This window comes from Myxococcus sp. MH1, assembly GCF_059738865.1.
Window position 1 is genome coordinate 4,755,912 of the sequence record NZ_AP026947.1, and the last position, 16,093, is coordinate 4,772,004.

Annotated in this window: 1 protein-coding gene (running past one end of the window); it reads right to left on the reverse strand. The window is 71.6% G+C overall.

Going from position 1 to position 16,093, the window contains the following annotated elements:
- On the reverse strand, positions 1-16,093 hold the 3' end of the coding sequence (locus tag AC6JA9_RS19150; RefSeq protein WP_497960368.1) for a non-ribosomal peptide synthase/polyketide synthase. Its footprint extends 29,360 nt past the window's final position; only the last 16,093 of its 45,453 coding nucleotides appear in the window; its start codon lies off the right edge, out of view; its stop codon occupies positions 1-3.

A 16,093-nucleotide genomic window follows, 5' to 3' on the forward strand; every position in this document is an offset into this window, starting at 1 on the left:
TCATTCCCCGGAACCTCCCAGGTCCACCCACCGCTTCACCCACTCGGTGACGGCCGGCGCGTGCAGCAGCGCGACGGCGTCACCGGATGTTTCCAACATCGTCAGGCCACCCTCGGCCAGCTCGCCCCAGCCGCCATCGAGCTCATCCTCGTCACGCTCGGGGGCGTCCGCGGCGCGCAGGAGGTGCACCGGGCCCTCGTAGGGCTCGGGCAGGTAGCGGCGCGCGGCGCGCAGGTGGCTGGCGAAGACCTTGAAGCGCGTGCGCAGCTCCCCGAGCGACAGGTCCTCGGGCAACAGGCCCGTCTTCGCGCCCTGCTCGTGCATGAGGGTGAGCAGCGGCTCGGCGTCCTTGCCGGACGTGAGCGCGGCGGGGAACACCGGCGCGTCGATGCCCGCCTGCGTGGCCAGGGCCCGGGCGAAGAGCGCGGCCTGGGCTCCCGCGGTGGTCGCGGCCGTGGATGCCTCCGGCTCTGCGGGCAGCGGCTCGACGAGGAGCAGCTCCACGGCGTGCCCCTCGCGCTGGAGCTGCTGCGCCATCTCCCAGGCGATGAGGCCACCCAGGCCCGGGCCCGCCAGGCGATAGGGGCCCTGGGGCGTCGCGCCGCGCAGCGCCTCCACGTAGAGCGTGGCCATGGCCTCCACGGACTCGAGCGGCGCGCGGCCTTCCTCCAGGCCGCGGGCCTGGATGCCGACGACGCTCCAGCCCTCGGGGGCGTGGCGGGCCAGCTCGGCGTAGCGCTCCACGCGGCCATCCAGGTCATGGATGACGTGCAGCACGCGGCGGTGGTCGGCGCCCGCGCGCAGCGTGACGAGCGGAGACCAGGCGGGCGTCGCGGGACGCGCCTTGGGCCGCGCCTCCTGCGCCTGGGCGCGTTGCAGCAGCAGCGCCAGCGACTCCACGGTGGGAGCCTCGAAGAGGGCGCGCAGCGGCAGCTCCACGCCCAGGGCCACGCGCACGCGGGAGACGACCTGGGTCGCGAGCAGCGAGTGTCCACCCAGCGAGAAGAAGTTGTCGGTGACGCTCACGCGGGGCGTGCGCAGCACCTCCGCGAACGCGTTGGCGAGCAGCTCCTCCAGCGGCGTGCGGGGCGCGGCGAACGGCGTGGTGCCGCGCAGGCTCTCCTCGTCCGGCTGCGGCAGCCCACCTCGGGCCACCTTGCCGGTGGGCATCAGCGGCAGGGACTCCAGCCGCATGAAGATGGAGGGCACCATGTACTCGGGCACCTTCTCGCGCAGCACCTGCCGCGCCTCCTCGGTGCTCCACGGCGCGTCGGGCGGCAGCACCACGTAGCCCACGAGGCGCCGGTCTCCCGGCACGTCCTCGCGGACGATGGCCACCGCGTCGCGCACGTGGGGCAGGGCGCGCAGGGCCACCTCCACCTCTCCCAGCTCGATGCGGAAGCCGCGCAGCTTCACCTGGCTGTCCAGGCGGCCCAGGAACTCCAGGTTGCCGTCCGCGAGCCACCGGGCCTTGTCTCCCGTGCGGTACAGCCGGGCGCCGGACTTGCCGCCCATGAAGTGCGGCAGGAAGCGGTCCGCCGTCAGGTCCGGGCGGCCGTGGTAGCCGTGCGCCACGTTGGCGCCGCCCACGTAGACCTCGCCCGCGACGCCGATGGGGCAGGGCGCGCCGTGCGGGTCCAACACGTAGATCTGCATGTTGGTGAGCGGCGAGCCCACCGGCGGCAGCGCGGGCCACTGCTTGCGGTCCTTCGGCGCGCGCCACGCCGTGACGACGTGGGCCTCCGAGGGGCCGTACTGGTTCTCCAGCGTGCACTCGGGCAGCCGGTCGAAGAACGCGAGCAGCGCGGGCGTCACCTGGAGCTGCTCGCCGGCGGTGACGATTTCACCCAGCGGGGGCAGCTCCTTCTCCGTGAGGGCCGCGTCGCACATCGCCTGGAGGGCGACGAAGGGCAGGAACAGCCGCTCCACGCGGTGCTCGCGCATGTAGCGCAGCATGGCGGGCGGGTCCTGTCGCAGCGAGCCGTTGATGAGCAGCACCTTGCCACCCAGGCACCAGGTGCCGAAGAGCTCCTGGAACGACACGTCGAAGTTGAGCGAGGCGAACTGGAGCGTGGTGGCGTCCGGCTTCACCGCGCGCTTCATCAGCCACCACAGCATGTTGCCCACCGCGCGGTGGGACATGACGATGCCCTTGGGGCGGCCGGTGCTGCCGGAGGTGTAGACGAAGTAGCAGTTCGTCTCCGGCGACATGTCCACGTCGGGCCGGTGTGTCGGGCGCGACTGGACGGCCGTCTCCTCCTCGATGCGGACGATGCGCGCCGTCAGCCCCGGCGGCAGCGCGGAGACCAGGGCTGAGTGCGCCAGGACGACGGGCGCGCCGGTGTCCTCGAGCATCAACGCCAGTCGGTCCGCGGGGTAGCTGGGGTCCAATGGCAGGAAGGCCGCGCCCGCCTTGAGCGTGGCCAGCACCGCGACGGGCATGTCCAGGCTCGCGCGCTCCAGGCACAGGCCCACCGTGCTGTTGACGCTCACTCCGAGCGCCCGCAGGTGGTGCGCGAGCTGGTTGGCGCGCGCATCGAGCTGGGCATAGGTGAGCGACTGCGTGCCGTCCGTCACCGCCACGCGCTCCGGCGTGCGGGCGACCTGGGCCTCCACCCACTGGTGCATCAGCCCCGGCACGTACGTCGGATCCACGGCGGTGTTGAAGTCCTCCACCACCTGCCGGCGCTCCGCCTCGGAGAGCAGCGGCAGTCGACCCAGCGTCTGGTCCGGCTGGGTGACGGCCCCCTCGAGCAGGCGCTGGAGCGCGCCCACCATTCGCTCGGCCGTCTGCCGCGTGAAGAGGTCGGAGCTGTACTCCAGGTAGCCGGTGAGGCCGTGCGACGACTCGAACACGGAGAGCGTCAGGTCGAACTTGGACGTGCCGCTGGTGGCCTCCATCGGCGACATCCGCAGGTCGCCGGTGTCGTAGTTCTCCTTGTAGACGTTCTGCAGCACGAACAGCACCTGGAACAGCGGCGTGCGGTTCAGGCTGCGCTCGGGCTGGAGCTCCTCCACCAGCTTCTCGAAGGGCACGTCCTGGTGCGCGTACGCGTCCAGCGTCGTCTCGCGCACCCGGCCGAGCAGCTCGCGGAAGGTGAGGTGCTCCGACAGCTGCGTGCGCAGCACGAGCGTGTTCGCGAAGAAGCCGATGAGCTTCTCCAGGTCCGAGTGACGGCGGCCGGCGATGGGCGAGCCGATGCTGATGTCGTCCTGGCCGGAGTAGCGCGCGAGCATCGTCTGGAACGCGGCGAGCAGCACCATGAACGTCGTGGCGCCTTCACGTCGGGCCAGGGTCTGCACCGCGTCCTGCAGCTCGCGAGGCATGGTGAAGCCCACCATGTCGCCGCGGAAGGTGCTCACCGGAGGCCGGGGGAAGTCCGACGGCAGCTCCAGCGCGGGAGGCGCGCCCGCCAGGTGCTTGCTCCACCAGGCGACCTGCTTGTCGAGGACGTCGCCCTTGAGCCAGCCGCGCTGCCACGCGGAGTAGTCCACGTACTGCAGCGGCAGCTCCGGCAGCGTGAGCGGCAGGCCCTTCGAGAACGACGCGTACGCGGAGGCCAGCTCGTTGACGAGCAGGCCCATGGACCAACCGTCCGAGACGATGTGGTGCATGGACATCAGCAGCACATGGTCCTCGGCGCCCAGCTTCAACAGGCGCACGCGCAACAGCGAGCGGTCCGCCAGGTTGAACGGCTTCTGCGTCTCCTCGATGGCCGCGCGGCGCGCCTCGGCCTCGCGCGCCGTGGGCTCCAGCGCGCTCAGGTCCAACACATCCAGGCGCGTCGGCTCATGCGGATGGACGACCTGGATGGGCTGGCCGCCGTTGTTCTGGATGGATGTGCGCAGCGACTCGTGGCGACGCAAGAGCTCGTTGATGGCCCTGCCCATCGCGTCGACGTCCAGCGCGCCCTCCAGCCGCACGGTGGCGGGGATGTTGTAGAAGGCGCTGTTCGGCTCCAACTGGTCCAGGAACCACAGGCGCTGCTGCGCGAAGGACACCGGCTGGTGGCCCGTGCGCGGCACCGGGACGAGGGCCGGAATCTCCAGGCCCTGACCCTGCTGCACCGCCAGGTCCACGCGCTGGGCCAGCGCCTCCAGCGTCGGCGTGTCGAACAGGTCCCTCAGGGGCAGCTCGACGCCGAACACCGCGCGCATGCGGCTGATGGCCTGCGTCGCCATCAGCGAGTGGCCACCCAGCTCGAAGAAGTTGTCGTGGATGCCCACGCGCTCCACCTCGAGCACCGCGCACCAGATGGCACCCAGCCGCGCCTCGGTGGGCGTGCGGGGACCGACGAAGTCCGGGCGTCCGCTGACCGTGCTCATGTCGGGCGCGGGCAGGGCCTTGCGGTCCACCTTGCCGTTCGCCGTCAGCGGCAGCGCGTCCAACACCAGCACTGCGGCGGGCACCATGTACTCGGGCAGCACGTCCTTCAGCGCCGCACGCAGCGTCGCGCCGTCGGTGGGCACGCCCTCGCGCGCCACCGCGTAGCCGACCAGTCGCTTGCCACCGGGGCCGTCCTCGCGAGCGATGACCACGGCCTCGCGCACGGCGGGGTGCCGGGCCAGCGCGGCCTCGACCTCACCCAGCTCGATGCGGAAGCCGCGCACCTTCACCTGCGCGTCCACGCGGCCCACGAACTCCAGCGAACCATCCTCGCGCCAGCGCACCACGTCGCCCGTGCGGTACAGCCTCTCGCCCGGCACTCCGGAGAACGAATCCGGGATGAACCGCTCGGCGGTGAGCGACGCACGGCCCACGTAGCCCCGGGCCACGCCGACGCCTCCCAGGTACAGCTCACCCTTGACGCCCACGGGTACCGGCTCTCCGCGCGCATCCAGCACGTGGACGCGCACGTTGGCCAGCGGACGTCCGATGGAGGGCACGCGGCCTTCCTCCGCCACGACCTCCGCGAGCGTGGCCACCACCGTGGCCTCCGTCGGACCATACGTGTTGAGGAACCGTCGACCCGGCGCCCAGCGCGCGACGACGTCCGAGGGCAGCGCCTCGCCGCCGGAGATGACCGTCTTGAGCGAGGGCAGCCCCTCCGCGGGCGTGGCCGCCAGGGCCGCGGGCGTGAGGCTGATGACCGTGAGCGCCTCGTCACGCAGCAGCGTGTGCAGGGGCGCGCCCGGCATCACCTTCTCCAGCGGCGCGAGCACCAGGGCGGCGCCGGAGGTCAGCGTGGTGAAGATCTCCTCGACGGACAGGTCGAAGGAGAGGTTCGCGAACTGGAGCACGCGCTCGCCGGGGCCGATGCCGTAGGCCCGGGCCTCGTGGGTGACGAGGTTGGCCACGGAGCGGTGCTCCACCGCCGTGCCCTTGGGCTGGCCCGTGCTTCCGGACGTGTAGAGCACGTAGGCCAGGTTGCCCGAGTGCACACCGGAGACGGGCGCCTCGGTGCTCTCGCGCGACAGCGCCTCCAGCTCCGTGTCCAGGCACAGCGCGCGGGCACGGTGGGCCTCGGGGTAGCGCTCCAGCAAGGGCGCCTGGGTGAGCAGCATCGCCGCGCCGCTGTCCTCCAGCAGGAAGGCCAGTCGCTCACGCGGGAGCAGCGGATCCACCGGCACCCACGCGCCACCGGCCTTGAGGATTCCGAGCAGGCCGACGACGACGTCCAGCGAACGCTCCACGCTCAGGGCGACCCGCACCTCGGGGCCGACGCCGCGGCGGCGCAGCGCGTGGGCGAGCTGGTTGGCGCGCGCGTCGAGCTGGGCGTACGTGAGCCGCGATCCCTCGAAGCTGGCCGCGAGCGCGTCGGGCGCGCGGCGGACCTGGGCCTCGAAGAGGCTGTGCACGCACGTGTCCGGGAAGTCCGCGCGCGTGTCGTTCCAGGCCACGAGCTGACGCGAGCGCTCCTCGTCGGAGAGCAGCGTCACCGTGGACAGGCGGCGCTCCGGCGAGGCGACCAGCACGTCCACGAGCGCGAGGAAGTGCCGCGTCATCCGCTCGATGGTCGACGCGTCGTACAGGTCCACCTGGTAGTCGAGCTCACCCGTGAAGCCCGCGCTGTTTCGACCCAGCGAGAGCGTCATGTCGAACTTGGCGACATGGCCCTCGTCGGGGCCGGGACGCAGCTCCAGGCCGGGCAGGGACACGTCCGCGTCCGGGGTGTTCTGGAGGATGAACATCACCCGGAACAGCGGTGACTGCTGCAGGTCGCGCAGCGGCTGGAGCTGCTCGAAGGGCAGGTGCTGGTGCGCATAGGCCCCGAGCGCCGTCTCGCGCACGCGGGCCAGCAGCTCGCGCACCGTCGGGTCACCGTCCAGCTTCGTGCGCAGGACGAGCGTGTTGAGGAAGAAGCCGACCAGGCCCTCCAGCTCCGCGCGGTTGCGTCCCGCCACGGGCGAGCCGACGGAGATGTCGTCCTGGCCCGAGTAGCGCGACAGCAGGAGCTGGAACGCACCCAGGAAGAACATGAACGGCGTCAGGCCCTCGCGGTGGCAGAAGGCCTCGATGGCCTCCGCCTTCGCGGGCGCAATGGCCAGGGACACCACGCCACCCCGAGGCCGCGACAGGTGCGTGCGCGGCCTGTCGGTGGGCAGCTCCAGGTCCTGTGGCGCGCCGTCCAACTGCCGCTGCCACCACGCGAGCTGGCGGTCCAGCTCCGCGCCCTCCAGCCACCCGCGCTGCCACGCGGCGAAGTCCGCGTACTGGAGCGGGAGCTCGGGGAGGCTCGGCGTCCGGCCGGCCTGGAGGTCGCCGTACAGCGTGGACATCTCGCGCACGATGACGCTGATGGACCAGCCGTCCGACACGATGTGATGCAGGTTGAGCAGCAGCAGGTGCTCACGCTCCGCGAGCACCAACAGCTCGGCGCGAAGCAGCGGCCCGGTGCTCAGGTCGAACGACTGGAGCGCATGCTCGCCCGCGCGGCGGCGGGCCTCGGCCTCACGCTGCTCGGGTGCCAGGGCGCGCAGGTCGGTCAGCGGCAGCACGAACGGCGCGGGCGCGTGGATGACCTGCTCGGGGCCGTCCGACTCCGCGCGGAACGTGGTGCGCAGGGCCTCGTGACGGTGCACGACGGCCTCGAGCGTCCGGCGCAGCACCTCCACGTCGAGCGCTCCGGAGAGCACCAGCGCGGCGGGGATGTTGAACGCGGGGCTGCCCGGCTCCAGCTGATCCAGGAACCACACGCGCTGCTGCGAGAAGGACAGGGGCAGCTTGCCGTCGCGAGCCACGCGCTGGATGGGCGGAGCGGCCGTCGTCGCGCCGGTGCGCAGGGCGGTGTCCACGCGCTGGGCCAGCGCGGCCACGGTGGGCGCCTCGAACAGCTCGCGCACGGGCAACTCCACCGCGAAGGTGGAGCGGATGCGCGAGGTGACCTGCGTGGCCAGCAGGGAGTGGCCACCCAGCTCGAAGAAGTTCTCCGTGATGCTGACGCGCGCCAGCTTCAGCACCGTCGCGAACAGCTGCGCCAGCTTCTCCTCCACCGGCGTGCGCGGGGCGACGAAGGACGCGTCCGTGCGCAGGCTCTCCGCGTCCGGCGCGGGCAGGAGCTTGCGGGCCAGCTTCCCGCTGGGCGTCAGCGGCAGGGCCTCCAGCGTGACGAACGCGGAGGGCACCATGTACTCGGGCAGGCGCTTGAGCAGGAACGTCCGGAGCGTCTCCGCCGTCGTCGCGGAGGCAGGGGCCTCGTCCGCGGGGACGGGGACGACGTAGGCCACGAGTCGCTTGTCGCCCGGCACGTCCTCGCGCACGGCGGCGGCCGCGTCGCGAACACCCGGAGCGGTGCGCAGGACGGACTCGACCTCGCCCAGCTCCACGCGGAAGCCGCGCACCTTCACCTGGAAGTCGATGCGGCCGAGGAACTCCAGGTTGCCGTCCGCCGTCCACCGCGCGGAGTCACCGGTGCGGTAGAGCCGGTCGCCGGGGATGCCGCTGAACGGGTTCGGCACGAAGGCGGCGGCGGTGATGTCCGGCCGGGCCAGGTAGCCGTGGGCCAGGTGGCTGCCGCCGACGAAGACCTCACCGGCGACGCCGATGGGCGCGGGCTGACCGAGCGGGTCGAGGATGTAGAGCTGCGTGTGACCCAGCGGGCTGCCGACGGGAGGCAGCCGGGGCCACGAGGCCGGCGGGCCGCGCATCCGGTACGCGGAGACGACGTGCGCCTCCGACGGGCCGTACTGGTTCTCGAGCGTGCAGCCCGGCAGCTTCTCGAACATCGCGGCGAGGGTGGCGTTCACCTGGAGCTGCTCGCCGGCCGTGATGACCTCGCACAGCGCGCGCGGCAGCGTGGCGCCGTGGGCCACGGAGTCGGCCATGGCCTGCAGGGCGACGAACGGCAGGAACAGCCGCTCCACGCCCTGGCGGTCCATGAAGTCGAGCAGCGCGGGGATGTCCCGTCGCAGCGTGTCCGTGGGCAGCACCACCCGGGCGCCGACCCACCAGGACGCGAACAGCTCCTGGATGGACACGTCGAAGTTGAGCGACGCGAACTGGAGCGTGGTGGCCCGCGGACGCGGCGACTGGCGGATCTGCCACGCCAACATGTAGCTGAGCGCCCGGTGGGGCATGACGATGCCCTTGGGGATGCCCGTGCTTCCGGACGTGTAGATGACGTACGCGTTCGCCTCGGGCGACACGTCACGCGCGAGGGCATCCGTCGGCTGCCGCGCGATGAGCACCGCTTCGGTATCGAGCGCGATGCGGCGGGCCAGGCTCTTGGACGGCAGGCTCCCGCCCAGGTGCGACTGCGTGAGGACCACCGGAGCGCGCGTGTCCTCGAGCATGAACGCGAGCCGGTCCGCGGGGTACGTGGGGTCCAGCGCCACGTAGTACGCGCCGACCTTGAGCGTCGCGAGCACGGCGATGGCCATGTCCAGGCTCTTGTCCACGCAGATTCCCACGGCGCTCCCAGGCGTCACGCCGTGCTGGACCAGGTGATGCGCGAGCTGGTTGGCGCGCTGGTCGAGCACTGCGTACGTCAGCGAGCGCTGGCCATCCGTGATGGCGATGGCGTCCGGCGTGCGCGCGACCTGGGCCTCCACCGGGCCGTGCATCGTCGTGGCGGTGTGGGCCTCGCGCGACGTGTCGTTCCACTCGACGAGGAGCTGGCGCTCCTCCTCGCGGCTCAAGAGCGACAGGCTCCACGGCGACTGGTCCGGGTTCTCGACGGCGGACTGGAGCAGCCGCACCCAGTGCGCGCCCATGCGCCGCGCGGTGCTCGCGTCGAACAGGTCGGTGTTGAACTCGACGAGGCCCTCGATCTCCTGGCCCGAGTCACCCAGCAGCAGCGACAGGTCGTACTTCGCCGTCCCGCTGTCGACGTCCACCGAGCGGAGCGCATCGGCGCCGCGCGCCTGGGTGACACGCTCGCCGCGAGGCGTGTTCTGGAGGGCGAGCATGACCTGGAACAGCGGCGAGCGGCTCAGGTCGCGCTCCAGCTTCAGCTCCTCCACCAGCTTCTCGAAGGGCACGTCCTGGTGGGCGTAGGCGCCGAGCGTGGTCTCCTTCACCTGCGCCAGCAAGGCGCGGAAGGTGATGCCGGATGTGAGCCGCGCGCGCAGGGCCAGCGTGTTGACGAAGAAGCCGACGATGTTCTCCAGCTCCGCCTGGCGGCGGTTCGCGATGGGCGAGCCGACGACGATGTCGTCCTGTCCCGAGTAACGGGCGAGCAGGACGTGCAGGCCGGTGAGCAGCGCCATGAACGGCGTGATGCCCTCCTGCTTGCACAGGGCGTGGAGCGCGGCGGACAGCTCGGCCCCGAGCTTCACGGGGAAGCTGGCGCCGTGCGAGGTCTGCACGGGAGGTCGAGGCCGGTCCGTGGGCAGCTCCAGGGCGTGGGGCACGCCCGAGAGGTTCTGGCTCCACCAGCCCACCTGGGCGGCGAGCGTCTCGTCACGCAGCCAGCCGCGCTGCCAGGCCGCGTAGTCCGCGTACTGGAGCGGCAGGGGCGCCAGCGGTGAAGGCAGACCCTGGTTGAAGGCGGAGTACAGCGCGCCGACCTCGCGCGAGAGGATGCCGCTGGACCAACCGTCCGAGACGATGTGGTGCACCGTGACGAGCAGCACGTGCTGCTCGGGGGCCAGCTTCAGCAGCGTGGTGCGCAGCAGCGGGACGCGCGTCAGGTCGAACGGCTTCTGCGCCTCGGCGGTGGCCAGCTTCAGGGCCTCGGCCTCGCGCGCGGACTCAGGCATGCGGCTCAGGTCCACGACGGGGACGGCGAGCTCCACGCGCGGATGGACGTGCTGGTAGGGCTCACCGTCCTCGCGGGTGTGGAAGCTGGTGCGCAGCGCCTCGTGACGGTGGACCAGCTCCTGGAGCGCGCGGATGAGCGCGTCGAGGTCCACCACCGTGTCGAGCCGGAGCGCGGAGGGGATGTTGTAGAAGGCGCTGTCCGGCTGGAAGCGGTCGAGGAACCAGAGCCGCTGCTGCGCGAACGACAGCGGCAGCGGTCCGTTCTCACGCGACACCGGGACCAGCGGCGGGAGCTGGACGCTCTTGCCCGCGAGGATGGCCTCGTCGACGCGCTGGGCGAGCGCTTCGATGGTCGGCACGGAGAACAGGTCTCTCAGCGCGAGTTCCACGCCGAAGCTCGCGCGGATGCGGGAGACGAGCTGCGTGGCGAGGAGGGAGTGGCCACCGAGCTCGAAGAAGTCGTCGGTGAGGCCGACGCGCTCGACGTGGAGCAGCTCCGCCCAGAGCGCGGCGAGACGAATCTCCGTGGGCGTGCGCGGCGCGACGTAGTCCCGAGCAGAGGGCTGTGTGTCGAGCGCCGGGAGCGCGTCGCGGTCGACCTTGCCGTTGGGAGTGAGGGGGAGTGCGTCGAGCTGTGCAATGGCGGAAGGCACCATGTGCTCGGGCAGGCGCAGCTTGAGGAAGTCGCGAAGGACGGAGACGTCGACGTCCTCACCGACGACGTAGGCGACGAGGCGCTTGTCGCCGGAGGCTTCGGTGCGGATGGAGGCGACGGCCTGGGAGACGGAGGGGAGGAGGAGGAGGGCGGCTTCGACTTCGCCCAGCTCGATGCGGAAGCCGCGCAGCTTCACCTGGGAGTCGAGGCGGCCGAGGAACTCGAGGGTGCCGTCGGGGAGCCAGCGGGCCTTGTCACCGGTGAGGTAGAGGCGGGCGCCGGGGGCGAGGGAGAAGGGGTTGGGGACGAAGCGCTCAGCGGTGAGGTCGGGGCGGTGGAGGTAGCCACGAGCGAGGCCGACGGAGTCGATGCAGAGCTGGCCGGGGACGCCGACGGGGAGAGGACGCAGGGAGGCGTCGAGGATGAAGAGGCGGACGTTGTCCCAGGGGGTGCCGATGGAGGGCGTCTGGCCTGGGAGAAGGGGCTGGGAGATGGAGGCGCAGACGGTGACTTCGGTGGGGCCGTAGGCGTTGAGGAGGCGGACGCGGGAGCCCCAGCGGGAGACGAGCTCGGGAGGGCAGGCCTCGCCAGCGGAGATGAGGGTGGAGAGAGAGGGGAAGTCCTCGGGGTGGAGCTGGGCGAGGACGGAGGGAGTGAGGGTGACGGCGGAGATGGACTCGTCGCGGAGCAGGTCGCGAAGGGGAGCGCCGGGCATGAGGCGCTCGCGAGGAGCGAGGACGAGGGTGGAGCCGGCGAGGAGGGCGCCGAAGATTTCGGCGACGGAGGCGTCGAAGTTGAAGGAAGCGAACTGGAGGACGCGGGAGGCGGGAGAGAAGCCGTGGCGGCGGCCCGCGGCGAGCGCGGTGTTGGAGAAGCCGCGGTGCTGAAGGAGGGTGCCCTTGGGGGTGCCGGTGGAGCCGGAGGTGTAGATGACGTAGGCGAGGTTGTCGGCCACCGCGTCGGAGTCAGGTGCCGACGTCGACTGGGTCGCAATCTTCGCGGCCTCCGAGTCGATCAACACACGCCGCTGCGTCGAGACAGGAAGCTGCTTCGCGAGCGCCTCGGTGGTGAGGAGGACAGGCGCGGAGCTGTCGCGGAGGATGAAGGACAGTCGCTCGGCGGGATACGTCGGATCGAGAGGCACCCAGGCGCCGCCAGCCTTGAGGATGGCGAGCATGGAGACGACGAGGTCGAGCGAACGCTCCAGGCAGAGCGCGACAGGGACCTCGGGCCTGACGCCGAGCGAGCGCAGGTGGTGGGCGAGCTGATTGGCGCGCGAGTCGAGCTGCGCGAAGGTGAGGGACTCGCCCTCGAAGCGAAGCGCCTCGGCCTCCGGCGTACGCCGAGCCTGGGCCTCGAAGAGCGAATGCGCGGTGGCCTCGCGCGGGAAGTCGCGAGCGGAGTCGTTCCACTCCACCAGCACGCGCTGCTGCTCCGCCTCGGTGAGCAGGGACAGCGAGGCGACAGGCGCCTCGGGTCGCTCCACGGCCTTCTCGAGCAGGACCCCCAGGTGGCGAATCAGCGCATCCACGGTCTCCGCGGTGAACAGGTCCGTGCGGTACTCGACGCCGAAGGACAGACCCTGTGCCGTCTCCGCTGCGGAGAGCGTGAGGTCCAGCCGCGAGGTGCCCGTGTTGGCGGGCTGCAGGTGGAAGGTGAGGTCGGGGAGCTTCAGCTCCGAGTCCGGCTGGTTCTGGAGCACCAGCGCCACCTGGAAGAGCGGCGCGTGCGCGGGGTTGCGCTCCGGGTTGACGGCCTTGACCACTTCCTCGAACGGCAGGTCCTGGTGCGCGTAGGCGCCCAGCGTGTCCTTCCTCACGCGTGCAAGCAGCTCGCGGAAGGACGGATTGCCACCCAGCCGCACGCGCAGCGGGAGCTGGTTGATGAAGAAGCCGATGAGGTCCTCGGTCTCGGCCTGGTGACGGTTGGCGATACCCGTTCCCACGACGAAGTCCTCCTGGCCCGAGTAGCGGGACAGGACGGCCTGGAGGCCCGCCATCAGCGCCATGAAGAGCGTGGTGCCCTCACGACGGCACAGCGCCTGGAGCGACTCGACGAGCGAGCGCGGCAGCACGCGCGACACCAGGGCGCCACCGAAGCCCTGACGCGCCGGGCGCGGGAAGTCCGTGGGCAGCTCCAGCAGCGGAGGTGCCCCTGAGAGGTGCTCCTTCCACCACGAGACCTGGGCCTTGAGCGCCTCGCCCTGCAGCCACGCGCGCTGCCAGGCCGCGTAGTCGGCGTACTGGATGGACAGCTCGGGCAGCGGAGAAGGCTGGCCCGCGCGGAACGCGGCGTAGAGCGCCGCCGTCTCACGCACGAGCACGCCCATGGACCAGCCATCCGAGACGATGTGATGCATCGTCAGGAGCAGGATGTGGCGCTGCTCACCCAGGCGCAGCAGCTTCGCGCGCAGGAGCGGACCGCGCGCGAGGTCGAACGGACGACGCGCCTCCTCATCGACCCAACGCTGGACCTGGCCCTCGTCGAGCGAGGACACCTCCACGACGGGCACCGTCACCGGCGACGGAGCATGGACGACCTGCTCGGGACCCGCTCGGAACGTGGTGCGCAGCGACTCGTGACGCCGCACCATCTCCGTGAACGCCCGCTCCAGGGCCCGCGTGTCCACGACACCCTCGAGCCGCAGCGCGATGGGCATGTTGTACGCGGGGCTCCCCGGGTCCAACTGGTCGAGGAACCACAGCCGCTGCTGGGCGAAGGACTGGACGAACGCCCTCGGCGCAGCTCCCTCGCGAGGCAGCGCGGTGAGCGGCGGACGCTGGAGCCGCGCGCCCGTGCTCAGCGCTGTGTCGATGCGCTGGGCGAGCGCCTGGACCGTCGGCGACTCGAAGAGGTCCCGCAGGGGCAGGTCGACCTGGAAGGCGGAGCGCACGCGCGAGACGAGCTGCGTGGCGAGCAGCGAGTGACCACCGAGCACGAAGAAGCTCGCGGTGGTGCTGACACGTGACACACCCAGCACCTGGGCGAAGAGGCCCGCGAGCAGCTCCTCGGTGGGGGTTCCTGGCGCGACCTGTGCGTCGTCCGTGAAGGACCCGGTCTGCTCGGGAACAGGCAGGGCCTTGCGGTCCACCTTGCCGTTGCTCGTGAGCGGCAGCGCATCGAGGACCCGCAGAGAGGACGGGACCATGTACTCGGGCAGCCGCTGTGCGACGAACGTCCGCAGCGCGGCGGTGTCGAGCGAGGCGGGCGCCACGACGTAGCCCACGATGCGCCTGTCGCCGGGACGGTCCTCGCGCACGAGCACCACGGCCTCGCGCACTTCGGGATGCGCGAGCAGGGCGGACTCGATCTCCGCCAGCTCGATGCGGAAGCCGCGCACCTTCACCTGGTCGTCCGCGCGGCCGAGGAACTCCAGCACGCCGTCTCGACGCCAGCGGACCTGATCGCCCGTGGCGTACAGCCGCGCTCCAGGGACGGAAGAGAACGCGTCGGGCACGAAGCGCTCGGCGGTCATCGCGGCCTGGCCGATGTAGCCCCGCGCCACGCCCTCGCCTCCGATGAACAGCTCACCCGTGACTCCCACGGGCACGGGCTGGCCATGCGCATCGAGCACGTACACCTGCGTGTCCGCGATGGGACCACCGATGGGCGCGGTGGCACCCTGGATGTCCCCGCTCACCGTCCACGACGTGGCGTCGACGGTCGTCTCGGTGGGGCCGTAGCAGTTGGCCAACCGAGTCTCGGGCCACTGCGTGCGCACCCGTCGCGCCAGCTCGGCGGACAGCGCCTCACCACCCGACACGAGCACTCGCAGACCCGAGGCCCGCTCGAGTCGCTCGGAATCCACAAGGAGGCGGAGCTGAGACGGGACGAGTTGGAGCACCGTCACCCGCTGGTTCGCGAGCACGGACAGGAGCGCGTCCATGTCCAGGTCCGCCGAGGACGGCGGCAGCACCAGCGTGGCGCCGCCGGCCAGCGTGGCGAGCAGCTCCGGCACCACGGCGTCGAAGCCGGGCGCCGTCTTCTGGAGCATGCGGTCCGCCGGGCCCAGTCCCAGGCTCTTCGTGAACCAGGCCGTGTGACGCGCGAGCGCGCGGTGCGGGACCACCACGCCCTTGGGGCGACCCGTCGAGCCGGACGTGAACAGGACGTAGGCCGCGTTCTCGGAGGTGAGACCCGGCGCGGTGAACGTGCTGCTCGCCACCGCGTCGGCGCCCACCAGGTCCTCGAGGACGAGGACCGTGCGCGTCGACGGCAGCGCCGTACGCAGCGCGCGCTGGGTCAGCACCACCGCGGGGGTGGTGTCCTCCAGCATCATGCCGAGGCGCTCGGACGGAGAGGAGGGATCCAGCGGTACCCACACGCCTCCGGCCGCGAGCACGCCCAGTACGCCGATGACCAGCTCCGGCGAGCGGCGCGCGAACAGACCCACGCGCACCTCGGGGCCCACGTTCCGATGACGCAGCAGCTCCGCGAGCGCGAGGGCACGCCGCTCCAGCTCCCGATACGTGAGCGTCCCGCCGGTCCACTCGAGCGCCACGGCCTCGGGCGACCGCGCCGCGCGCGCCTGGAACCACGTGAAGACGGAGCTGTCGCGCGGGAAGTCGGAGCGCGTGTCGTTCCACTGCACCAGGAGCTGGTGTCGCTCCTCGGCGGAGAGCAGCGGCAGCGCGGCGAGCGAGACGTCCGGCGTGGAGACCGCGGCCTCCAGCAGGCGGGTGAACTGACCCGTCATCGCCTCGAGCGTCCGGGCGTCGAACAGGTCCGTGTTGTACTCGAAGCCGCCCATGAGGCCCGCGGGCGTCTCCTGGAGGACCAGGGACAGGGAGTACTTCGCGATACCCGGGTCCACGTCCGCTGGCGTGAGCGACAGCTCCGGCAGCGTCAGCGACGGCACGGGCGTGTTCTGCAGCGCGAACATCACCTGGAAGAGCGGCGAGTGGCTCAGGCTGCGCGCGGGCTGCAGCTCCTCCACCAGGTGCTCGAACGGGACGTCCTGATGCGTGAGGGCGCCGAGCGCGGCCTCACGGGCCTGCTCGACGAGCGCGCGGAACGACATGGCTCCGGACATCTGGCCACGCAGCACGAGCGTGTTGATGAACACGCCGATGAGACCCTCTGTCTCCGGGCGATTGCGACCCGCCACCGGCGAACCCACGAGCACGTCATCCTGGCCCGTGACGCGGTACAGGAACGCCTGGAACGCGGCGAGGACCACCATGAAGGGCGTGGCGCCGAGCTGCTGCCCCAGGGCCGCCACGGCGGAGGAGACCTCCGGGGACAGCCGCACGGGATGCGTGGCGCCGGCCTGCGTCTGCATCGGAGGCACGGGACGG